Here is a 24,582-nt window from a genome sequence, read left to right as displayed (position 1 = left end):
GTAAAAATAGTAACTTTTAATCAATTCTATAATTATATTTCTATTCCTTCAATGAAATTTAACTAGTTTTGTCGTATTATTTCTACCATGCTTTCATTATATGTTACCTGACCACCAAAATCTGATATACCAGAGTCTGTCAAAGTATTTGGATTCCCATGTTTCTTCCACCAACCAACATACATTTTTACTATATAATTACCTACTCCATCATCTATATTTATTTGTACATTTATTTTTGCTTTTTTTGACCTTAATGTCACAATATCTTTATCCTTAATACCTACTTTTTTAGCCATGCTTTGATTTACATATGCTTGGGCTATAGATTTTTTATCCATAAAATGCTGGCTAAATAAAGTATCTGCATGATGATTAGTTAATAATCTAAAAGAAATATTTTCATTTTTATCTTCTATTTCTTTATGTTTATTACTTATATACACTGGTATTGGGCTTATTCCCAAACTTTTTATACTTTCTGAATAAAGCTCGTATTTTCCAGAGGGAGTTTCAAACTTCTTATCTTCCCAAGCAACAGGATTATGTATAGTAAAATAATTATTTTTAAGTTTTTCTATATCTATATTTTTATCAAAATGTTTAAGTGGTTCAATCACTTTCTCTAAATACTCCCTCTTTTCTACAAAGGGATAAGTATTTAGTTCCATCTTTTTAGCTAGCTCCATAAAAAAATAATATTCATCCATCAATTTATGTGCTGGCTTTACTGCTCTTTCATTATAGGTTATATATGGATTAGTCATTGAACTATAAATTATATCTTCACTCTCTAATGTATTTGTACAAGGTATAAACATGTCACATAGAGTAGCTGTATCAGTCATAAACATATCAAAACATACTTTAAATTCAATCTTTGAAAATACCCTCTCAAGTTCTACTAAATCTGGCAATTGATTCATCATATTACTTTTAGTTATCACAGCCATCTTTATAGGAATATTACCTTTGATTGATTTACTAGATAAACTATGTAATTCACTTGATATATAGTCTGTTTCATTTGACATTATATCAAATTCATCTGATACATGATTTATTTTATTTAATGTTATATCAAGTTCATTTGATACATAATTTATTTTGTTTGATGTATGCTCTAAAGATTCTTCTATAAATTTACTGATATTACTTACATAAAACTCCCTATCTTCACCATATGATTGGCTATTGTAAGGGTCAGAATTTATAATACTTGGATAAACTTTATTAGCATAGTTTACCCCTCCACCACTAAATCCTATTTGACCAGTTATAGCTCCTAAAGCATCTATAGCTCTTATTGTATTTCCACCATTTTTATATTTTTGAACCCCATATCCAATGTTTATACTTGAATATTTGTTAGTATATAAAGCAACTAGTTCTCTTATATCATTCTCTTTAACACCACATTCATCACTTAAAAAACTTAATTCCAACGAACATAAATATTTTTTATACTCTTCAAAACCAACAACATATGAATTTATATATTCTTCATCATATAATTTATCTTCTACTATAATTTTTGCCATAGCCATAGCTAAAGCTCCATCTGTTCTAGGATTCACCTGTATGTACTTATCTGCTATTTGAGCTGTTTTTGTATATATAGGGTCAATCACTACTATCTTTATGCCTTTTTCTTTAGCTTTTTTAATTATTTGCATAGTATGAATTGTAGTATATGCTGGATTTTTTCCCCACACAAATATACTTTTACTATTTAACATATCTTCTATAGCATGACCTTTAGCTACTCCAAAATCATACTTTTGTGCATGCATCCCTGCACTCCAACATGGACCTCCCTTATGCCTACTAACACCTCCATAAAAATTAAAAAATATATCTCCTATGTATTTTAATACAGACCCACTTCCATATTGGTCATAATGCATGACAGATTTTGATGTATACTTATCTTTATAATATGTAAGCTTTTCTGCCATTATTTCTATAGCCTTATCAAAAGAAATCTCTTTCCACACTCCATCAACTTTAAGCATAGGAGTCTTTATCCTATCTTTATGATTTAATCTATCTAAATGAGCCATCCCTTTTTTGCATATAAAACCTTTCGTGTAAGGATGATTTTTATCCCCTTCAATTTTTATTACATTATTTCCTTTAGTATAAACATTAAATTTACAACAATCATAGCAATCTAATGTACATCCATGACTTAATTTTTTTATTATATCCATAAAACATCCTTCTTTCCATTTTCTTACCTTAATTAAAAATTAATATACATATCCTCTACCATGAGTCATTTCCATTTTTCATCACTCATTATAATATTAACAAATGTACTTATTTAAAACAATTATTTTGAAAGTCTTATACTTATTTCTAAATAACATATACAAGAACCGTAAGTCTTAACTTTTATCTGGTATTATCCGTTAAGGTCTACCTACTTCCACTACCGATAACTTGTAATGTACTTCCCTCAAATTGCCCATTTTACTTAATTACAAAAATAAGGCTATCTCAAAATAGAGATAAGCCTTTTTTTCATTGTTGAAATGATGAAAATATATTTAATTTTATACAAAAAAGAGTACCTCATGAACTAAAAAGTTCATTTTGAGACACCCCCCATAAAAATTTTACATAACTTGTCCACCAGTAATATTTATAGATTGACCAGTACAGTATTCAGCTTCCTTAGAAGCATAAAATGTAAGCATATTTGCAACATCTATAAATCTACAGCCTCTCTTTAAAGGCACTTTATCTATATAAACTTGCTTAACTTCTGATTCAGGTATTCCCAATTTTACTGCATATTGAGGAATTAAACTTTCAAACATATCAGAATCAAGTAAATTACCAAGCATCAGTGCATTTACAGTTATCTTATGTTCTGCCAAATCTAGGGCTAAACTTTGAGTAAGCCCTACTCCAGCAAATTTACCTGCTGAATATCCTGAATTATGCTTACTTCCTACTCTACCTGACTTTGAATTTATCTGTATTATTCTACCCTCAATACCTTTTGCTATCATTACTTTCGATACTTCTCTTGCAAATAGAAAGTACCCATTTAAATTTACGTCTACAATAAATTTAAAATCTTTGTATCCAAAATCAGTTATTTTTTTACTTACAGCCACTCCTGCATTGTACACTAATAAATCTATTCTATCATAATCATTTTCAATAGCTTTTACAGTACTCATAACCTGTGTTTCATCTATGGCATTACAACCATACCCTATAGATTTACAATCAAATTCTGCTTCTATTTCTTCAGCTACTTTTTTTGCGTTGTCTTCATTTAAATCTGCAATAGCAACGTCATAACCTACTTTAGCTAAGTGTTTAGATAAAAATTCACCTAAGCTTCTTCCTCCTCCAACGACTAAAGCCACTTTTCTCATTTTCATTTCCCCTTTGTATCACATTAAAAGTTAACTTGATTAGTTAAATTGACTTTTACCTATAATTTACTTATAATATGATTATATTAATTTTAAATTTTATTTTCTAATTATTTTTAGTATAGTACCTACTCCAATAGGTGCTATTTCCTTTTCTTCAAGATATAAGATCCCTCCAATTGCTCCATTTTTTTCACCTGTAAATTTAAATGTTATATGACCTAATTCTGAAAGATTTTGGTTTACTAACTCACCAACAGAAGTAATTTTGTAATCAACATTATTTATTGATAACACATCATTCGTAAGTATTTCTTTTATTAAATTATTTTCAGAATGTATATAACAGTAATTTTCTAATTCCTGAGGAGCATTATCTTTGAAAGTTACAAACATATTATGTTGTAAAAATTCATCTGCATTATCTCCTATTTTATTTATTTGAGTACTGTATATTAATTCCATATCAACTGAACCTCTCTCTAATTATTTATAAAGTATTCTTTTATTTATATAGTCCAAAGCTTGCTAACCATGCTAATAGAACAGTTGGTGCACCTGTCAAAAACCTAGAATATAAAACTGATGGAACTCCTACTTGAACTGTATCAGGTTCAGCTTCTGCAAGACCAAGCCCTACTGGTATAAAGTCACATGCTGCTTGTGAGTTTATTGCAAACAATGCTGGCAATGCTAAACTTGGTGGAATATTTCCTTTTCCTATTTCTGTCCCAACCAATACACCCACTATCTGAGCTATAACAGCTCCTGGTCCAAGAAATGGAGACAACAATGGAAATGAACATATTATTGATAAAACAACTAAACCTCCAACATTTCCGATTAATGGAGTAAGTAAATTGGCTACCCAATTTCCTATACCTGATTGATTTATTATACCTATTAGGACTGCAACGAAAGCCATAAAAGGCAGTATAGTATGTATTAATGTATCTATAGTATCCCTACCAGCTTGAAAAAGAGTACTTGTCACATTACCTAGTGCTATACCTATTTTTGCAACAATTCCTTGACTCTGTTCACTTATCTTCTTTTTAGTATCATAAGCCATATTTCTTCCCTCCTACTTCCACAATTATAATTGCTCTATATTTGTTGGTTTTACCCCTGAAACATATATATCTTCTTTTATAAACATTGCCAATGGTCCACTTTTTCCTGTTTTCATTATATTTATAGTCGGTATTTTCTTTTGAGGATATATACCACATCTCAATGTTCCACCACAATTTATTATTACACATGCGATTTCATCATCTTTAACACCTTGTGAAAATCCATCTATTAATTCACATCCTGTAAGTTCAGCTATCTTTACTGCAGTTTCTGGCTTTGCTCCTCCAGTTACATACACTACTTTATTCTTCTTTTCTGTTGGCTCTATTATCAATGGTCCACCCCATCCTCCAGAACCCTTTACTATTTTAACTTTATTAAATGACATATAATTTATCCTCCTCTATACACTATCTTTTTATTTGAATAATTTACTTATACCTTAAAGTAATTATCCAATCTTTATATCTGAATTTAATGCTATCTCTTGTTGCTTCTCTACAAATTTTGTTGTATAGTCAGTAACTACACCTTTAATAAAGTTTGCAATTATACCCACTAACAAATACCTAACTGCCAAATCTGCTGTTGAGAATCCCAAAGTTGTTATACCATTTGCAATTCCTAGATATATAAATAGTTCACCTGGATTGATGTGCGGGAACAATCCATTCATTGTATGACATGAAAAACTTGCTGCTGCAAAATAGCTAGGTTTAAACTTTTCTGGTAAGAATCTTCCAAGTGATAGGGTCATAGGATTTGCAAATACAAATGTACCAAGAACTGGTAATATTAAATATCTAGTAAATATATTTGCAGAACATTTTTTTGCAAGCCTCTCGACTCTATCTGTACCTATAAAGTTGATAATTGCATTCATTGTAACAAGTAGTGCTACTAAAAGTGGTACTATATCTGTTACAAAACCTACAAATTGTTGCCCACCTGCCCTAAATAAATTCATAAAACTATCTGCACCACTTGCTAATACTTGAAAAAATTGCGTCATATTAACTCCTCCTTATAAATATATTTTTTTAAATTACTTCCATCTTAAATTCTTCATCAGTACTAAGATTATTTGTATCTTCACATTTATTTTTCTCAAATGTTATGTACTGTTTGACTGCATCTAGTATTGCTTTTTTAAGCAGTTTATTGTAAACAACTAAATCTGATTTGTCTATGTACCTTAAGTTCTTTCCTACCAAACCTTCAAATGGCTCTACTCTTGCCAATACTGTAACACCTTGCATTTTTCTAGTCTCAACAATCACACCATCATCATTTATAAGTATCAACACAATTACACCAGATGAAATTCTTCCTTTTTTTCTACCTATTGCCACTCTTCCTTTTCTTTTTAGCTCAATATAATTCTTATTAAAATCTTTAAGTTGTAAGTATCCAAGGAATATATTTAATAAATAAACTATAATAAGTGATACTATAATAAAAATTACTGGGTCCATATTATTACCTCCTCTTGGTAATTATTTTATAAAATTCATCAAATGATTTTACCCTAGCAAGTTCTTCTACCATTTTCTTATTTCTCCCTACTTCAAGTACTTCTTCATAGCTTTTTATTATCAGGTCTGTACTACCCACATTCTTATCTGGAATTATCATCAATATTATTATTCTAACTTCCTTTGTATCCCAAACTACTGGTTTTTCTAATATCCCAAACGCTAGATAAAGGTTTTCTTCATTAGTACTAACTGAGTGAGGTAATGCTATATAATTGTCTAATGCTGTTGAAGATTTCTTTTCCCTTTTTAATACATTTTCTTTAAACTCGATATCAACAATTCCTTTATGTACTAGCTTTTCTAACATCTCTTCTAAATTTTCCATAAATGTATCCTTATTCAATATGAAGAACTTATCCTCTTCAATCAATTTACCTATAAAAGGGATATTTTTTTCAATCTTTTTTATAGACTTAAAATTTATACTATTTTTCAAAAGTATTGCATTTTCTATCTCTTTCTTTATACTTTCTTCGTTAAATAACGCATTTACTCTAAAAACTGGAACATCTAAATCTGTCTTAAAATCTACTGTTGTAAATACTAAATCATAGTACTTTAATAAATCTAAATTGGCTTTAGCTTCTACATCAGAAAAAGTATTTACTTCTACACTTTCTCCAAGTATTTTTCCTATCTTTATTCTAATGAGTTGTGCAGTCCCAAGACCTGTTCCACAAACAACAGCTACTCTATTTACATTTAGAACTTTTCTTGAATTTTTTTCAAAATAACTTCCAAAGTGTAATGCTATATATCCTATTTCATGGTCACATATTTTCAAGTCAAACTTTTCTTCAATTATCATTGCAGCTATCTTTGCGACACTATATGGAAATGTATATCTTTTCTTTATTTCTTGTAATAGTGGATTTTTTACTCTTATATTGAATCTCATTCTATTAAGTGCGAAATACAAGTGATACTCCAAATTCTCTATAAGCTTTTTATCTTCCTTAAAATCAATTCCAGAGGTCTCCAACAAAAAACTAGTTACTTCATCTACAACTTCTTTTACACTATCATTTATCTTTATACTGCTAAGTGCTAATTTTGTACTAGGGGCTTTTCTACCTATTAATGGCATTGTCAAAAATATGGTTTCTTTTTCATTTAAAATTATATTAAATATCTTTTCTAGTAAAGACTTGAGTTTTAGTCCCAAAATATATTCATCTGAACATCTTATTACTTCAAATCTCTTATCAATCTTTTCAAACTTATATCCATTTAGATTTCTTAAAACAGATATTATCATATATCTTTCAACATCCTTTAAGACTTGTTCTGTTATGTAGAGTTCTTCTTTTTTAAATAACTTTTTTAATTCATTTCTAAGACATTCAATATCATAATCTTTAACTAAACTTATGTGATTAACGTTTTCCAATATATCAATATAATTTTCATACAACCTATCAAGGACTAGCAACCTTATATCCATTTCTTCACCAACTAAAATCATGCCTATATTTGGTTTCCTTTTCAATTCTAAATCGTATTCAGCTAAAATTCTGTCTGCCTTTTTTAAATCCTTTATTAATGTTGTTCTTCCTATACATATCTCTTCAGCCAAATCATCTATAGTAATTGGATTGTTAGTCATAGTTAAAATATCAAGAACATAATTTATTCTTTCATCAGGTGAATTTAAATTTATAAAATTTGATGGCTTTCCTCTATTAAAATTTACAATCTCAATTAATTTACTTTCATTCCCAATTCTTATACTATATGCACCTTTTTCATTTTTAACTATTTTAGCAATATCATCTTTTAATTCTCGATTAATCTGGTTTATATAGTTTCTGATAGTCCTAGTACTGACACCTAGAACACTTGAAAATTGTTCTAGAGTATTTGTGTCTTCTTTCAACACCATTTCTAAAATCAAAAAAACCCTAGGGTCCATATAAGTCATTGACATCTTTTTCTCCCCTTTGTTATCTTACATTTCTTATTATAATCTAAACTATATAGATAATTAATATTCTCTTTTTCAAATTAGATTTGAAAAAGAGGAACTAATATTCATTTTTTCACAATAATATAAAAAATTATAAATTAGTATATTAAATTCTATTCTCAAATGAAAATCATATATTAACTTTTATTTAATTATATATTTTTAATATATTATTTTTTGTATATTGAATCTATTTATAAATTAATTTTAAAATACTAATCACAATAATATTATATAAAACAATAAAAGCCTTATGCTGTTAACTCTTACAGATTATCTACTATCTGTTTTGAAAACACATCAGGCTTTTTAAATATTCAATATATTATATTGTTTTATATATTTATTTTCTAATTATATTTTTGTATGCTATACACTATTTTTTCTTTTTATTTGCTTTTTCTATATTAATCTTATTACCTTTTATCTTAATATCTTTCATCTTTTCAATTACTGTTTTTGCATCTTTTTTAGGTATTTCAACAAAAGTATACTTATCATATATATCTATAGTTCCTACCACTTTACCTGGTATTCCAACTTCTCCAGCTATAGCACCAACTATATCTTTTGCTTGTACTCTTTGATTTCTACCAATATTGATAAATAATCTAATCATACCATCTTTAGCACCAGTACCACCTTTTCTATCTCCACTCTCTCTTCTAGGTTTTTCTTCTATGATTTCTTCCTTCATTTCTTCGCCTAGAGATAGCTTCACAAGTGCAGCAGCTATGTCAACCATTGCATAGTCTTCATCATTACAGAAACTTTCTAACCATTGTAATTGTTTAGTTAAATGACCTTCTTCTATAGTTTGTTTAACTTGTGCAAAGAAAGTACCTACTTTTTTCTCTTCAACATCAGTTATTGTTGGTATGTTATGTTTTATTAATTTAGATTTAGTATATCTTTCTATATCTTTCATCTTTCTCATTTCTTTTCCAAATACAAAAGTAAACGACATACCTTCTCTACCAGCACGACCAGTTCTACCAATTCTATGAACATAATACTCTTCATCTTGTGGTAAATCATAATTGAATACACATTCAACATCATCAACATCTATACCTCTAGCTGCAACATCAGTAGCAACAAGTATATCTATTGTACCATTTCTAAACTTATCCATTACTATATCTCTTTGAGTCTGCTTTAAATCACCATGTAATGCATCTGCAAAATATCCTCTTGCCTGTAAATCTCCTACCAATTCATCTGCTTTTCTCTTAGTATTACAGAAAACAACAGATAATTTAGGGTCATATACATCAACTAATCTACATAATACTTCTAGTTTATTTGATGACCTAGTTTCTATATAATATTGCTTTGTATTTGAAACTGTAAGTTCTTTTCTAACAACTTTTATATGTTCTGGGTCTTTTTGATATCTCTTAGTTAATTCCAAAATACCTCTTGGCATAGTAGCTGAAAAGAAAGTTGTTTGTCTTTCTTCTGGAATCTTACTTAAAATCATTTCTATATCTTCTCTAAATCCCATATCTAGCATTTCATCTGCTTCATCTAATATAATCATTTTTACATTATCCATTTTTAATGTTTTACGATTTATATGGTCTATTGTACGTCCTGGTGTACCTATCACAACTTGCACACCACTCTTTAGAGATTTTATTTGTCTATCTATTGGCTGACCACCATATATAGGTAATGTCTTTATTCCGTGCGAATATTTAGCTAATTTTCTTATTTCTGTTGATACTTGTATTGCAAGCTCTCTTGTTGGGCAAAGTACTACAGCTTGTAAACTTCTATTATTTGGGTCTATTGTTTCTAGTATAGGTATACTAAAAGCGGCTGTTTTTCCCGTACCAGTTTGAGCTTGTCCTATAACGTCTTTACCTGACAAAATCGCAGGTATAGACTGTGCTTGTATAGGAGATGGTTCTTCAAACCCCATTTCAGCTATTGCTTTTTTTATTCCCTCACTTATTGGTAAATCTTCAAACTTTGTTATATTCATATATTATTCCTCTCCGTTATCAATTAATCTTAACCTATCCATTATACACTTTTTTAGGATATTCTGCAATTAATATTTTAAACAGTATAGTTAAATAATATACATGAAATACAAAATTGATATGTACAGAAAATATGTGAATAACATCAATATACCCTGTATTCTACTAAGTCTATTCGATTTAAGTGTTGGTATTATTACTATTAATAGTAATAATATCATAAATGGTATATCCAATTTTCTATTTTGAGATAGTATCGGTATGTTATTTGGTATTGCTGACACAGCTATTACTGACACTATATTCAATATGTTTGCACCCAAAATATTCCCTACTGATATTTCATGATGATTTTTTCTTATAGCCGTGATTGATGAAACTATTTCTGGCAGAGAAGTTCCAAGTGCTATTATAGTCAAACTTACTATACCTTGAGGTATATTTAAAAAACTCGCTATTTTTACTCCACTTTCTATAAGGATTTGTGAACCTATTATCATCATTATCAAACCTGTAGCAAAAAGTAATAGTATTTTTACAATTTCTAATACAGAAAAACCTCTATAATTCTTACCCTTTTTAGTAGATGTGTCTTTAATAGTATTATTTTTAATATTTCTATTTTTAGTATTTGATTTTCCAACGACACTTCTATAATTATTAACCATATAAAAGATTAATATTATTATAAGTAACAACGAATCCCCTCTTGTTATAACTCCATCTAGACCCAATAAAATTAAAACTATAACGGATACTATTAATAGTAAAGACTTAGAAAAAAACATTTTTTTATCTACATTAAATGGACTTATAAAAACAACCAACCCTAATGCTAATCCTGTATTACATATTATAGAACCAACTGCATTTCCTAAACTCATTGTAGTGTGACCATCAATAGAAGCAAGTAGAGACACTGTAAATTCAGGTAATGTGGTCGCAAAACTAACAATAGTTGCTCCAAGTATAATTTCTGATATGTTCGTTTTTCTACCTATCTCTACAGTACAATTTATAAAGATATCTGCGCCTTTAGTAATTAATAGGAAACCTACTAAAAATAATATCACTGTGATAAACAATATATCACCTCCCCCTATTAAATAAATATTCAATTTGTGAAGATGTATGCTTTTTCTTTTTTCTATAATAAAATTTATTTAGTCCAAACCCAAAATAAAAAATACTCTCTCCTCAATTAGTTATTTATTTGTTTCATTTTATTTATATATGGGTATAATTTCATCACATTATTAACATATAATTTGTTTTATACTTAAAAACGACAATTTTTTATTTTTTGTGTATACAGGATACGAAGAATATGTTATTATTATATTAGAAAATATATTTTTAAAAAAATATATAAAATAAATTAAGTATATAAAAATTAATTTTAACAATATTATTTATCATTTAAATCTAAGGAGGAAATACTCAATGAATGCATGGCAAGGATTTAAAACAGGAAGATGGACTAAAGAAATAAACGTTAGAGAGTTCATACAATTAAACTATTCTCCATATGAAGGAAATGACTCTTTCTTAGCTGGTGCTACTGAAAACACTAAAAAGTTATGGGACAAAGCAATGGTCTTATTTAAAAAAGAAAGAGAAAATGGTGGTACTTTAGATGTTGATACAAAAACTATTTCTGGAATAGCTGCTTATGCTCCAGGATATTTAGATAAAGGATTAGAAACAATAGTTGGATTACAAACGGATGCCCCTTTAAAAAGAGCTGTTATGCCATATGGTGGTATCAAAATGGTTGAGAATTCATGTGATGCTTTTGGATATGAATTAGACCCAGAAATAAAAGATATATTCACTAAATACAGAAAAACACATAATCAAGGAGTTTTTGATGTTTACACTCCAGAAATGAGAGCTGCTAGAAAATCTGGTATAATAACAGGTCTTCCAGATGCTTATGGTAGAGGTAGAATAATTGGTGACTACAGAAGAGTTGCCTTATACGGTGTTGATGCCTTAATAGAAGATAAAAATGAGCAAAAGAAATCATTAGAAGTTTCTTGCATGGATGAAGAGGTTATCAGATTAAGAGAAGAAATAACTGAGCAAATATCAGCTTTAAATGAACTTAAAAAGATGGCTGAGTCTTATGGATTTGATATATCAAAACCAGCAACTAACTCAAAAGAAGCTGTACAATGGTTATACTTCGGTTATTTAGGTGCTGTTAAAGACCAAAATGGTGCTGCTATGTCTTTAGGTAGAACATCTACTTTCTTAGATATATACTTTGAAAGAGATTTAAAAGCTGGAATCGTAACAGAAGAAGAATTACAAGAGTATATGGACCATTTTGTTATGAAATTAAGAATGGTTAAATTCCTAAGAACTCCTGATTACAACAACCTATTCTCTGGAGACCCAACTTGGGTAACTGAGTGTATAGGAGGTATGGGAATAGATGGTAGAACATTAGTTACTAAAAACTCATTTAGAATGTTAAACACACTGTATACATTAGGACCTTCTCCAGAACCAAACTTAACAGTTCTATGGTCAACTAAATTACCTCAAGGATTTAAAGACTTCTGTTCTAAAGTATCTATAGATACAAGTTCAGTACAGTATGAAAATGATGATTTAATGAGACCATACTGGGGAGATGACTATGGTATAGCTTGTTGTGTATCTGCAATGAGAATTGGTAAACAAATGCAGTTCTTCGGAGCTAGAGTTAACTTAGCTAAAACTTTATTATACGCTATAAATGGTGGTGTAGATGAGAAATCTGGTGTTCAGGTTGGACCAAGATTTGAGCCTATAACTTCTGAGTACTTAGATTATGATGAAGTTATGAGTAAGTTTGAACCATTCACTGATTGGTTAGCAACATTATATGTAAATACTTTAAATGTAATACATTATATGCATGATAAATATTCTTATGAAGCATTAGAAATGGCATTACATGATAGAGATATATTTAGAACTATGGCTTGTGGTATGGCTGGATTATCAGTTTGTGCAGATTCATTATCTGCTATAAAACATGCTAAGGTTAAAACTATTAGAAATGAACAAGGAATAGCTGTTGATTTTGAAATAGAAGGAGATTATCCAAAATACGGAAACAATGATGATAGAGTTGATAGTATAGCTGTAGATTTAGTTGAAAGCTTTATGAATAAAATAAGAAAGAATAAAACTTATAGAAATTCTTATCCAACTCAATCTATACTTACAATAACTTCAAATGTTGTTTATGGTAAGAAAACTGGTAATACACCAGATGGTAGAAGAGCTGGTGCTCCATTTGCTCCTGGTGCTAACCCAATGCATGGTAGAGACACTAACGGTGCTTTAGCTTCATTATCTTCAGTTGCTAAGTTACCATATGAGCATGCTCAAGATGGTATATCTAATACTTTCTCTATAGTACCTGCTGCTTTAGGAAAAGACATGACTGAAAGAATAAATAATCTTTCTGCAATGATGGATGGATACTTCGCTCAAAATGCTCATCACTTAAATGTAAATGTATTTGATAGAGCTACTTTAGAAGATGCTATGGAACATCCAGAAGAATATCCACAATTAACTATAAGAGTATCTGGATATGCTGTTAACTTCATAAAATTAACTAGAGAGCAACAATTAGATGTTATAAACAGAACATTCCACGGTAAAATGGCTTAGTTTTTAAATTTTTATACTTTAGCTAAGATTACTGCTGTGTAGAAAATAAAAATAAAAGGCTATCTTATATTTGAATTATTTCTGGTATAAGATAGCCTTTTTTAGAGAAATATTATAACTATTGATAAGGTTATTAAAATATATTGTGAGGTGAACTCTATGGTTAAGGGAAATATACATTCTATAGAAACGTTTGGTACTGTAGATGGGCCAGGAATAAGATATATATTATTTTTTCAGGGGTGTCCTCTTAGATGCAAATACTGCCATAATAGGGATACATGGGATATTAAATCAGGAAAAGAATATACAGTTGACGAAATAATAACGGATGCTCTTAAGTATACTTCTTTTATGAAGTTTTCTGGTGGAGGTATAACTGCCTCTGGCGGTGAATCCACTCTTCAGCCAGAATTTTTAAGTGAATTATTTAAAAAAGCAAAAGAAAATGATATACACACTTGCCTAGATACATCTGGATTTGTAGATATAGAAACTATAGACCCAATTTTAGATAATACTGATTTGGTTTTACTTGATTTAAAACATATGGTTGAAGAAAAATCTATTGATTTGACTGGTGTTGGCATGGATAAAGCTTTAAAACTTGCTAGACACTTAGAAGCAAGAAATATTCCTGTATGGATAAGACATGTTTTAGTTCCTGGCATTACTGATGATGTAGATAATTTAGAAAAACTAGGTCAATTTGTAGCTACATTGAAAAATGTGGAAAGATTTGAATTGCTACCATACCATTCTATGGGAATACACAAATGGGAAAATTTAGGTCTTGATTATGAACTAAAAAATGTTCCTGATGCTACTAAGGAAGATGTCAAAAGAGCTAGTGAAATAATCTCTAAATTTGGAGTGAAAGTATACAATAGTTAGCATATATTAACATTTATAAAAAGCATAACAAAATAGGGTACTTTGTAATAATATTATAACCCTACTTATAATAAAAATAGAGTAGGGTTATAATATTATTATTGGTGTAGTTTAATCAATAAAATATTCTTATTTAGATTATACTATTTTACTAATTTTTTTATCTCATCAAATACATCTTCGTTTCCATTGCCTCCTACCTTAGTTATCTTATCAAATTTCTTACTCTTAACTAAGTTTTTTTGAGACTCATCAAGTGATTTTTCTACAATCATTACTGGTGATTTATTTTTACCTGCTAAAACACCTACTGTTAAAGCATCTATTAAATCATCTTCTCTTAAAATTCCATTTTTTGTTACATAAAGATTTCTTAATTCTTTATCCTTATAAAACTCTTCTATTACTTTTGAATTTGTTTTATTTCTATCTTCTCCACCTATTCTCTTTGGATTTGGAAATTGTTTTTCTATAGACTTTGGTAAAGAAGTTTCTCCTCCTATAATATAAGATTTTGATATTTCTTCATCATCTATAAATTTTTTAATAGGAGTTATGTCATTTTTTACATTTGTAAGAATTATTGGAGTTTTATTTTGTGCTGAAATACCACCAACACTTATAGCATCCGCTAATCCAGTCTGTCCATTAGCTACAAATACTTCTTCTAAATCTATTATTTTATCTATTTCTTTAGCAATTCTTAGAGAAGTTAAATATCTATCTACTCCACCTATTCTTATAATAGTAAAGCCTTTTAATTTTAATTCTTTTTCTAAATCAGAACTTAATGTATTTTCTCCACCTATTATATAAATATTTTTTGCTTTTAATCTTTTTATCTCTTCTTCTGTCTTTACATTTAATTTATCTTTTTCAGTTAATAAAATAGGCGCATTTTTAGTATATGAAAATGGAGTTGCTGATAGAGCATCTGGAATTGATGTACTATTTACCAGTATTACATTTTCAGCCGACTCAAAACCTCTTTTACTTATTCTTGTAGCAGTTTCGTATCTGTCATCACCTGTTAAATTTTCTACTGATGGAGTAGTTGTATCAATAGATGAACCACCACTATTTCCATTGTTACTTCCACCTGAATTATCATTACCACCTTGATTATCAGGTATCTTCTCCCATTGAGCATAAAGTACTATATTATCATCAACATTAAGTGTATCACTTCCATCACCTTTATATGAAGTTCCACTTCCATCTTGTTTTGTGTTCCATCCTATAAATTTATACCCATCTCTATTAAGATTTCCTGTATTTCCTTTTACAGTTGTACTAGTGTTTTTATCAAGTAGTTCATCTTCTGGTACATCACCTTGCCCACCATTAGCATCGTATTTAACTCTGCATTTATCTGTCCAAAATGCATAAAGAATCGTATTTTTGTCTTTTATATTAAACTTCTCTCCATCTTTATATCTGCTACCTGTACCATCTGCTTTTGTGCTCCAGTAGAAATTTCCACTTTTACCAGCAGGTGCTACTAAACCATTATCTCCAAGTACAGTAACTTCATCGCCTTCTCCATAGATATTATTGTCTACTGGAGCTGTTCCGGTACTTCCATTTTCATCATATGTTACTCTACATTCTTCTTTCCATTGGGCATATAAAGTTGTGTTTTTTGTAAGGTTAAATTTATCCCCATCTTTGTATGAAGTACCTTTACCATCATTTTTTGTATTCCATCCCTTAAATATTGCCCCAGATTTAGATGGTTTCTGACTTGTAACAGTTACTTCAGTACCTTCTTTATGTTTTTCTTCTGGTATAGTTCCTGTTCCTCCATTTAAGTTATAGTCTAATTTATATCCCCATTGCGCATATATTGTATTTCCTGCTATACTTGAAGGAATAACATCACCTTCTTTGAAAGATGTTCCACTTCCATCTTCTTTTGTATTCCACCCTATAAATTCTTTATCGCCATTAACAAGTCCACCTTGACCTGGGAATTTATTGTCTTCTCCCGGCTTTGGTAAATCTGGATTTGTACCTGCTCCTCCATTCCCATCCAAGTGTAAATCATACTCCCATTGTGCATAAAGATTTATGTTAAGATCACTAAATTGTGATAAATTAACATCAAAAGCTGAATTTAATTCATATGATTTTCCTGTACCATCAGCTTTTGTATTCCATCTTACAAGTTTATAATTTGTTTTTTTAAGATTACCTTCATTCCCCTTAATTGTTAACTTCTCATTATTACCATACTTTTTTGAATCTAATGGTGCACTACCTGAATCATTCCCATTTCCATAGTAGTTCACTTGTATAAAATTTGGGAACCAAGCAGCATACAAAGTTACATTACCTCTAAGATTAGTTGAAAATATAATCGACCCATCTGCATATGGGCTAGTGGAACTAGATAGATGATCCCTTGAAAGACTCCACCCTCCAGTATGATAATTTTGTCTTATAAGATTTTTACTTACTGCTAACATAGCGTTATCAACATCATCAATATCATATACTTGTGGACCACTTATTACTGCACCAGGTGCAAGAGTTCCAGAAGAATAATCTGCTTTGTTTATTGTTCCACCAGTAGCTCCATTTTCGTCATAAGTTATTGTAACATAATTATCTCGTCTCAAAGTTTTACCATGAATTGACTTATTAAGCATTTTACTTAAATCATTCTCAGCAAAAACGCTTGAATAGTTTAAAGAAATTATAGCAAGCGCAAGTATACATGTTGTTAATTTTTTTAAATTCTGATTCATTAGTACCTCCTATTCATTTTCATTCTTATAAAGATTAAACATTTTTTAATAAATAATAAAGATTTATTAGAATAAAGAAATACTGATAAAATATATATCAGTATTTCTTATGTCTATTAATTCATTCTCATTATCTAAATATCAATCATATTAAATTAAGATTATGAGTTATAATGTTAACTTATAGTATTAATTTTTTTGCCATACAGCATGCAAGATGATATTACTTTCTCTCATAGTAATTGTTCCAGATACAATTGTTGATGCATCATTTTTAACTGTACTCCAACCTAAAAATGTATAAGTATCAGCAGTAAGACTACCAGTATTTCCTAAAATTGTTACAGTCTCTCCTTTTTTATATTTTGTTGGATCATATGGAGCTGAGCCAGAAACTGCTACTCCTGCTGGAAAATTTGCATCATAAACTACTCTGTAAGTTTTTTCAGCTACGGTAAAATAAATTGTATTTGGATTAATTCCAGAAGAATTAAGTGTAACTGTTTGAGATTGACTTGCTGGATTTAATTTATATCCATTTGGTACTTTTGTAGAATCTGGAGTTATAGTATGGTCTCCAAATACAGCGTTAACAACCTCTGTATATGTACCTCCAACTACATTACCATCTTTATCCTTAAATCCAATTGTTAAAGTACGTTCTGCCTCTGAAGGCATCTTACTTACTGTAAAGTAAACTGTATCTGGTACAAGAGAATTTACACTAAGATTTACCATCTCAAATTGATTATCTGGATTAAGTACATATCCATCTGGCACTTTTTTAGAATCAGATTCAACTCTATGATTTCCATATTTAGCTGGTAGTGTAACTGTATATGGGTCACCTATTATTGCTCCACTATCTTTATCTTTAAAGTTAACTGTAACTACACGATTTACAAGTGGAATATCAGGGCTTACTGTAAAATAAACAACACCCTTATCAAGACCTGTTGGTTGAAGATTTACAGTTTGAGTTTGATTAGAAGGATCAAGCTTATAACCATTAGGTACTTTTGATTTATTTGGTACTACATCATGCGAACCTAATATATCTGGAATTTCTTCTATATAAGTACTTCCAACCTTATTTCCATCTTTATCTTTAAATCCAACTATAAGGACACGATTTTCTTCTGGCACTCCTGCCTTATCAGGACTTACTGTAAAATTAACTTCATTTGGATTAACACCATTTTGAGTAAGATTTACCACTTTAGATTGGCTTGTGGGATTCAATTTATATCCTGCAGGAATTTGTGCCGTATCAGCCACAACTGTACTGTTTCCATATTTAGCAGGCACTTTAGCTGGATATGATGCAACTATAGCTCCTGTTTCTTTATCTTTATAATTAACTTTAAGAGAAAGTTTTGCATCTGAAATCTCAGTAGATGCATATGATATTTTTGTAGCTCCTCCACTACCTGTATTAGGTGATGTATAGCTCCAATTTACACCAGACATATCTCGATTTGTCACAAAAGAATAAACTCCCATCATCTGACTTCCTGTTATACCTGCAGATGGTATCCCATTTGGAAATCCATAGCTTGTTCCATAAATAGTCGAAACTTTTTCTCCATTAATTTGTAATATCCACCCCTCTTGAGAACCACCCTTTGGATCAGTTCCCCATACATACTTTACATTTAATGATTTTCCACCACTTGGTACAAACAATGAAAAAATTGTTACATATCCACTACCCATATTTGCACGAAAATCTACTTGATACCTTCCATTCATATCATATCTTCTCTCTGCAAATTGTTGTGCTACATTACTATTTTTATCTGGCAAAGCCTGTGCATATGATGGTATTGCTACACTAGCAACTAAAGTTGTCATCAAAATAAATGATGCTAATTTTCTTAACCTGTGTTTCATATAAGAATCCCCCTATAATGATTTTTATTTTAAATAGATTTTCCAAACTTTATTTTATAGTTTCTCAAACTATCTATTTAGAATTTGGTTAATCTATTGTAAAGCCTAACTTAAAAATCGAATTTTTTATATTACGTTTAACATTCTATTTACTTATAGTCCACTAGAAAATATATTTGAAATTTATATAAAAATATTAATGTTTTACAAAGTAGAATATTAAATATTTTATTATTATAGAATAAAAATACATAATTTAAAAACTGCTTTCTGGATTTTACAGATTTATGTACTTTAAAATAGATATCCTTGTATTTATTGATTTTGTAAGAATTAGTAAAAAATACGATTACACTACAAGTTAGAATCTCAATGTTTATCAATATAAAATAATATTTTTTATTTTAAATTATTACTTCTTTTATCTTAATTATTACTTCCATAGTTTCCATTTGTTGTAAAATGGTTCTTTTTTTTATAATAAAATAGCTATAAAAATATACATATCAAATATACATATCAAAGTAAACTAAGAAGTATTTTATTTCTAAGAAATATTCTAACATAAAAAATAAATAAATGTTCATAAATTTGATTATTAACGTAGATAATCTTAAAAAAATATATCAATTTCAACAAAAAGTTACTTGTTTACAACTAATGGTTACTTTTTTTCTCATTATACCACTATTTTTTCTTTATTTCAATATTTTGACATTTTTTCCAGTATACTGAAAACATATCTTAAAGTCTTTTAACTTTGATAAATTTTATATCACATACTTAAAACTAACACATTTGTTCTCTATTTTATCACACTTAATTCTTATTTTTATCATTTTACAAAGCAAAAATAATAAAGAATCAGATAATAAATAAAGTACTTATTACCTTATTCTTTATTTAATTATTTTACAAAGAAAAATTTAGATTACTTTTTAAGTGACTTCTTGTTCCATTAATTTATTTTAATATTACTGGTTTTAATTTTTTAAGTAATTGATTTATTATTGCAATACTTTAGTCTAAACTCTAGAAACTTTATAAACTACATCTCTAGCCTTTGGTAGATTCCCATCTGGAACACCAACAGCAATACCAAATGGTACAGAATATCCTTCTGGTATATCCAGTAGTTCTCTGTATTTTTTATTTGTATCAAACTTCATCTTTATCGACTCTGATTCTTTTACATCTTCCTTATCCAACACACTCACAAGACCTACAATATCCCCTTGCTCAACAGGTGTAAACAATCCTCTAACCATTCCTATTACACAACTTCCAAGCCCTAGTGCTTGTGCAGCTGTTGTTATATTCCCTGTAAGTATTCCTATATCATATGGAGCCCATGAATTATTTTCATCATAAGAAATAAATAAAACAGTTGGTGCACCATAAAATAACTTAAAGTTTTTATTTATCTCAACATTACTAACTTCATGAATTCTAGATAGAGTATCATCGCTAATCTCTTTTAAAAGTTTTTGGTCTTGTACAACGGTTATATGCCAAGGCTGTTTATTGCATCCTGAAGGTGCTACAAATGCACAGTGTAACAATGTGTTTAGTTGTTCATCACTAATTTGTTCTGTTGTAAATTTTCGTATACTTCTACGACTTTGTATTAATTTTATTGTTTGGTTATCTTGAAAATTATTAATCATATCTATTCCCCTTTTTATGTATTTTTTAGTATAAATACTAAATCTTTAGAAAATTAATGTTGTAATTAAATTTCTCTATATTCTTATTATAATTATTTTTAGTTTACATGTGAAGACTTGAAAGTATAAACTTTTCGATATATGTTTTAATCGTACATATAAATGAAAATCTGGTATTAGTTATCTATAGAAACTACTCTTTTCTATAGTTTAATCAATACCAGATTAATGGAGTATTCTATATTAATTTAAAGGACTCCATCCATTTTTATATTTGTTATCTAATAAATATTTTCTAAAATCATCATTACCATTTGAAACTCCTGGAGTTATTCCATCATAACCATCATCAAACTATGCTGAATATATTCCACCTGACTTACACTTTGGTTCTGTTTCAAAGTGCTTCCCATCTTTGTTTTTTAATACATCTTTTATAACTTCATTCTTGTCTTTACTTGGTTTTTCATCCATTGCAATAACAATTTGAGACTTTATGTTTTCTCTATTAGAAAGAAATGTAACTGTTTTATTTTTTTCTGTATTTCTAAATAATGCTGGAACTGCAACTATAACTAAAATCCCTATTATAGATATAACAACCAATAATTCAAGTAATGTAAAACCCTTTTTATTCATAATAATCATTCCCATTAAATAAAATTATAGTACTTATTTTAAATACTACATATTAATAAATTATCTACATAATACCCTTCAAGAGAGCTCCTAATATACTTAATATTCAACTTAAGAATTAAATAACTTGCCTACTAAAACTCAATATCCTCTACTTCTATTTTGTCAATAGCATCCTGTACTAGTCTTTCAATATCAAGTGCTGTTTCAGATTTTTCTATTTTCTCTAATCTAGGTTTAGTGACAGGCTTTCTAGGAGAAAACACACTACAACAATCTTCTTCAGGCATTATAGACGTTTCAAAAGTCCCTATTTTTTTAGCTATATCAACTATATCTGATTTATCCATTGCTATAAGCGGTCTAAATACTGGTAAATCTACAACAGCATTAGTACAAGTAAGTCCTTGTATAGTTTGAGATGCAACCTGACCAATACTTTCTCCTGTAATTAAAGCATCACAATGTCTTTTTTCAGAAAGTCTCTGTGCTATTCTCATCATAAATCTCCTTGAAAGAATAGTAGCTTCTTCTTCATTACAATTCTCACCGATTGCCTTTTGTATTTCTAATATGTTAACTTTATGAAGTCTTACTCTACCACAATATTTTGCCAGTATTTTAGCTAAATCCTTAACCTTTTCCTGTGACCTTTCACTTGTAAATGGATAACTGTGGAAGTGAACTGCCTCTACTTCCATACCTCTTTTTGCAACCATCCATGTAGCCACTGGGCTGTCTATACCTCCTGATAAAAGAGACATAGCTCTACCATTCGTTCCAAGTGGCAATCCACCATATCCAGGTATAGTGTCACTATAGACCATAGTATGGAATTCTCTGTATTCACACTTTATTTTAACTTCTGGATTTCTTACATCAACATTAATCTTATCTCCTACCTTTGATAATAAGTATCCACCTATATCCATACTCATTTCTTGAGAAGTCAACCCAAAAGACTTATCTCCTCTTCTTGACTCTACCTTAAAAGTTTTATATCCAGCATCTATTTTTTCTTCTAACATTTCTAAAGCTATTTCTTTTAATGTATCATAATCTTTTTTAGCTCTTACTCCAGGGCATACACCCACTATTCCAAATACTTTTCTAACTTCTTCAATTACTTCTTCATAATCATAATCTTCTAAATCAACATATATTCTTCCATATTCCTTATACACATTAAATTTGCCAATTGGCTTTAACATATTTCTTATATTTCTTATAAGCCTATTCTCAAATATATATCTATTCTTTCCTTTTACGCCAATTTCTCCATACTTTACTATTAATATATTATACACCTTTTCACCTCTTAAACTAATTTAGTCTCACTATTTATACAGTATTATCTATTTTCTTTTCATTATTGACCTTAAGTCACAAATTGATTCTTTCAAAACTCTCACAGCTTCTGACATTTCCTCTTCTGTATTCATATCAGATAAACTAAATCTTATTGTCCCATTTATCTCTTCATTTGTAAGACCTATAGCATTTAATACATGACTCCTCTTCTTCTTAGAAGAGCATGCAGACCCAGTTGATACATAAATACCCTTTTGCTCTAAATAATGAAGTAAAACTTCTCCTTTTGTCCCTATAAATGATACATTCAATATATGACATACTCCATCTTCTGGAGAATTAATTTTTATATCTTCTATATTGTCAATTATTTCGTTTTTTAATGTATTTTTTAAGTTATTTACTTTCGAAATAACAGCATCTAAATCTTTGTTTAGTATTCTAACAGCTTCTCCAAGACCGTATATTCCAGGCACATTTTCTGTTCCCGACCTAATTCCAAGTTCCTGACCACCACCTGTTAACATAGGCTTAAGACGATTACTTTCTTTTATATACATAAATCCAATCCCTTTTGGACCATGGAATTTATGTGCACTTACACTCATAAAATCTATACTGTATTTAGATGGTCTAAAGTTAATTTTTCCATACGATTGAATAGCATCAACATGGAAATAAATCTTTTCTTTTAAACCTTTCAAACACTTTCCAACTTCACCTATTGGCTGTATAGTTCCTATTTCATTGTTGACATGCATTATACTTACTAAACATGTAGTTGACTTTATCGCATTTTTTAAATCTTCTATATTTATTTTTCCATCTTTTCCGACCTCTAAGTAAGTTACTTCAAAACCATCTTCTTCTAAATCTTTTAATGTATTTAAAACAGAAGGATGTTCTATATTAGTAGATATTATATGATTTTTTCTCTTTTTATTTAGATTGGCAATACCTCTTATTATAGTGTTATTACACTCTGTACCACCTGATGTAAAATAAATCTCCTTCTCTTTCACTCCTAGAGATTTAGCTATATCCTGTCTTACTTCTTTTATCCCTTTTTCAACTTCTATACCTTTTCTATGGATAGAAGAAGGATTTCCATATTCCGTATTAAGTGCATAAACCATTTTATCTATAACTTCTTGATAAGGTTTTGTAGTTGCGCTATTGTCTAAGTATATTTCCAACTTAATTACACCTACCTTTATTTAAAATCTTCAACTCTAACTATTATACCACTAATTATAATATTTTTTTTGTTAATCTTTATTAAAAAGACACTCTTGAATTATAAAATATAATTTCATGAAAAGCTAGTTTTTTCACTTTATTATAAATTTTTATAGTAAAATATAATATACTTATACTATACCCTACAAAAATATATTATAAAATACAATATATGATAAAATAATATATTATATAAAATAAATATATTATTTTATACATGTACTTATTTTTACTATAAAAGTTAATTTTATAAGCTTACTTGTTATAAAAATAACTTTTATAATTTATATTAAAAAAAATATTGATTTTTGTGTCGCATTTTGTTATAATAAATTAAGGTTATCCCCCTGGTAACCCTAGTTAGTTAATATATCTATTCCCAATACCCTTTCATAAGGATATATTTTATATTTATTAAAAATCGGATTAGTAACGGAAATTAATCCGGTGGAAAAAAAGAGCTTACCCCGAGCTCTTTTTTTCTGCAAAAATTCAGAAAAATAAAGTTAATATTAATATAATTTTAATTTTAAACTTCTAATAGTTA

General features: G+C 28.9%; 16 protein-coding genes and 2 pseudogenes. 2 read left to right on the top strand and 16 right to left on the bottom strand.

Features of this window, described 5'->3' with window-relative positions:
- Positions 1–62: 62 nt before the first annotated feature.
- From IR152_RS03130 to IR152_RS03090, 10 genes and pseudogenes are all read right to left on the bottom strand, one after another.
- The gene (locus tag IR152_RS03130; protein WP_227450355.1) at positions 63–2,213 is read right to left on the bottom strand and encodes a molybdopterin-dependent oxidoreductase; all 2,151 of its coding nucleotides are present in this window, start codon (positions 2,211–2,213) and stop codon (positions 63–65) included.
- Between the two features lie 408 nt (positions 2,214–2,621).
- On the bottom strand, positions 2,622–3,395 hold the full coding sequence (srlD, locus tag IR152_RS03125) for a sorbitol-6-phosphate dehydrogenase (RefSeq protein ID WP_227450354.1): 774 nt from the start codon (positions 3,393–3,395) through the stop codon (positions 2,622–2,624).
- A 99-nt stretch (positions 3,396–3,494) separates the two neighbouring features.
- Positions 3,495–3,860, bottom strand: coding sequence for a PTS glucitol/sorbitol transporter subunit IIA (locus IR152_RS03120; RefSeq protein ID WP_227450353.1), 366 nt, complete (start codon positions 3,858–3,860; stop codon positions 3,495–3,497).
- A gap of 40 nt (positions 3,861–3,900) precedes the next feature.
- Positions 3,901–4,320: a hypothetical protein gene (locus tag IR152_RS20365; protein WP_330360532.1), complete on the bottom strand. Its 420-nt coding sequence runs from the start codon at positions 4,318–4,320 to the stop codon at positions 3,901–3,903.
- 39 nt (positions 4,321–4,359) lie between these two features.
- Positions 4,360–4,860 (bottom strand): annotated as a pseudogene (locus IR152_RS20360) (PTS sorbitol transporter subunit IIB); the annotation flags it as partial.
- A gap of 63 nt (positions 4,861–4,923) precedes the next feature.
- Positions 4,924–5,484, bottom strand: a complete 561-nt coding sequence (locus tag IR152_RS03110) for a PTS glucitol/sorbitol transporter subunit IIC (RefSeq protein ID WP_227450352.1) — start codon at positions 5,482–5,484, stop codon at positions 4,924–4,926.
- 28 nt (positions 5,485–5,512) lie between these two features.
- On the bottom strand, positions 5,513–5,947 hold the full coding sequence (locus IR152_RS03105; protein ID WP_227450351.1) for a transcriptional regulator GutM: 435 nt from the start codon (positions 5,945–5,947) through the stop codon (positions 5,513–5,515).
- A gap of 4 nt (positions 5,948–5,951) precedes the next feature.
- Positions 5,952–7,937: a BglG family transcription antiterminator gene (locus IR152_RS03100; RefSeq protein ID WP_227450350.1), complete on the bottom strand. Its 1,986-nt coding sequence runs from the start codon at positions 7,935–7,937 to the stop codon at positions 5,952–5,954.
- A 415-nt stretch (positions 7,938–8,352) separates the two neighbouring features.
- Entirely contained in the window at positions 8,353–9,966 is a 1,614-nt protein-coding gene (locus IR152_RS03095) for a DEAD/DEAH box helicase (protein WP_227450349.1), read from the bottom strand.
- Positions 9,967–10,056: 90 nt separating this feature from the next.
- The gene (locus IR152_RS03090) at positions 10,057–11,052 is read right to left on the bottom strand and encodes a calcium/sodium antiporter (protein ID WP_227450348.1); all 996 of its coding nucleotides are present in this window, start codon (positions 11,050–11,052) and stop codon (positions 10,057–10,059) included.
- Positions 11,053–11,410: 358 nt separating this feature from the next.
- Here IR152_RS03090 and pflB point away from each other — a divergent pair, with 358 nt between their 5' ends.
- The gene (gene pflB, locus IR152_RS03085) at positions 11,411–13,642 is read left to right on the top strand and encodes a formate C-acetyltransferase (RefSeq protein WP_227450347.1); all 2,232 of its coding nucleotides are present in this window, start codon (positions 11,411–11,413) and stop codon (positions 13,640–13,642) included.
- A gap of 159 nt (positions 13,643–13,801) precedes the next feature.
- Complete coding sequence (pflA, locus tag IR152_RS03080) at positions 13,802–14,536, top strand: pyruvate formate-lyase-activating protein (RefSeq protein WP_227450346.1); 735 nt, start codon at positions 13,802–13,804, stop codon at positions 14,534–14,536.
- Positions 14,537–14,679: 143 nt separating this feature from the next.
- Here pflA and IR152_RS03075 read toward each other — a convergent pair whose 3' ends face one another.
- The 6 genes and pseudogenes from IR152_RS03075 to IR152_RS03050 all read right to left on the bottom strand — a co-directional run bounded on the left by IR152_RS03075 (position 14,680) and on the right by IR152_RS03050 (position 23,992).
- Positions 14,680–17,286, bottom strand: a complete 2,607-nt coding sequence (locus IR152_RS03075) for a cell wall-binding repeat-containing protein (protein ID WP_227450345.1) — start codon at positions 17,284–17,286, stop codon at positions 14,680–14,682.
- A 189-nt stretch (positions 17,287–17,475) separates the two neighbouring features.
- Complete coding sequence (locus tag IR152_RS03070; protein WP_227450344.1) at positions 17,476–19,179, bottom strand: InlB B-repeat-containing protein; 1,704 nt, start codon at positions 19,177–19,179, stop codon at positions 17,476–17,478.
- Positions 19,180–20,204: 1,025 nt separating this feature from the next.
- Positions 20,205–20,846 carry a nitroreductase gene (locus tag IR152_RS03065; RefSeq protein WP_227450343.1) on the bottom strand — a complete coding sequence of 214 codons (642 nt, stop codon included), beginning with the start codon at positions 20,844–20,846 and terminating at the stop codon, positions 20,205–20,207.
- Between the two features lie 258 nt (positions 20,847–21,104).
- A pseudogene (locus IR152_RS03060) lies at positions 21,105–21,485 on the bottom strand (prepilin-type N-terminal cleavage/methylation domain-containing protein); the annotation flags it as partial.
- A gap of 134 nt (positions 21,486–21,619) precedes the next feature.
- Positions 21,620–22,792: a tRNA uracil 4-sulfurtransferase ThiI gene (gene thiI, locus IR152_RS03055; protein WP_227450342.1), complete on the bottom strand. Its 1,173-nt coding sequence runs from the start codon at positions 22,790–22,792 to the stop codon at positions 21,620–21,622.
- A 48-nt stretch (positions 22,793–22,840) separates the two neighbouring features.
- Positions 22,841–23,992 (bottom strand): cysteine desulfurase family protein, encoded by a 1,152-nt coding sequence (locus IR152_RS03050; RefSeq protein ID WP_227450341.1) that lies wholly within the window; start codon positions 23,990–23,992, stop codon positions 22,841–22,843.
- Positions 23,993–24,582: the final 590 nt, after the last annotated feature.

The sequence above is a fragment of the Clostridioides sp. ES-S-0108-01 genome (genome assembly GCF_020662285.1).
Lineage (GTDB): Bacteria > Bacillota > Clostridia > Peptostreptococcales > Peptostreptococcaceae > Clostridioides.
The sequence above is the reverse complement of the archived record's forward strand: the minus strand, read 5'-3'. Positions and strand labels throughout refer to the sequence as shown.

Coding starts and splice junctions, on each gene's coding strand:
- IR152_RS03130 (WP_227450355.1), bottom strand. CDS start 2,213: ATGGATATAATAAAAAAATTAAGTCATGGATGTACATTAGATTGCTAT.
- srlD (WP_227450354.1), bottom strand. CDS start 3,395: ATGAGAAAAGTGGCTTTAGTCGTTGGAGGAGGAAGAAGCTTAGGTGAA.
- IR152_RS03120 (WP_227450353.1), bottom strand. CDS start 3,860: ATGGAATTAATATACAGTACTCAAATAAATAAAATAGGAGATAATGCA.
- IR152_RS20365 (WP_330360532.1), bottom strand. CDS start 4,320: ATGGCTTTCGTTGCAGTCCTAATAGGTATAATAAATCAATCAGGTATA.
- IR152_RS03110 (WP_227450352.1), bottom strand. CDS start 5,484: ATGACGCAATTTTTTCAAGTATTAGCAAGTGGTGCAGATAGTTTTATG.
- IR152_RS03105 (WP_227450351.1), bottom strand. CDS start 5,947: ATGGACCCAGTAATTTTTATTATAGTATCACTTATTATAGTTTATTTA.
- IR152_RS03100 (WP_227450350.1), bottom strand. CDS start 7,937: ATGTCAATGACTTATATGGACCCTAGGGTTTTTTTGATTTTAGAAATG.
- IR152_RS03095 (WP_227450349.1), bottom strand. CDS start 9,966: ATGAATATAACAAAGTTTGAAGATTTACCAATAAGTGAGGGAATAAAA.
- pflB (WP_227450347.1), top strand. CDS start 11,411: ATGAATGCATGGCAAGGATTTAAAACAGGAAGATGGACTAAAGAAATA.
- pflA (WP_227450346.1), top strand. CDS start 13,802: ATGGTTAAGGGAAATATACATTCTATAGAAACGTTTGGTACTGTAGAT.
- IR152_RS03075 (WP_227450345.1), bottom strand. CDS start 17,286: ATGAATCAGAATTTAAAAAAATTAACAACATGTATACTTGCGCTTGCT.
- IR152_RS03070 (WP_227450344.1), bottom strand. CDS start 19,179: ATGAAACACAGGTTAAGAAAATTAGCATCATTTATTTTGATGACAACT.
- IR152_RS03065 (WP_227450343.1), bottom strand. CDS start 20,846: ATGATTAATAATTTTCAAGATAACCAAACAATAAAATTAATACAAAGT.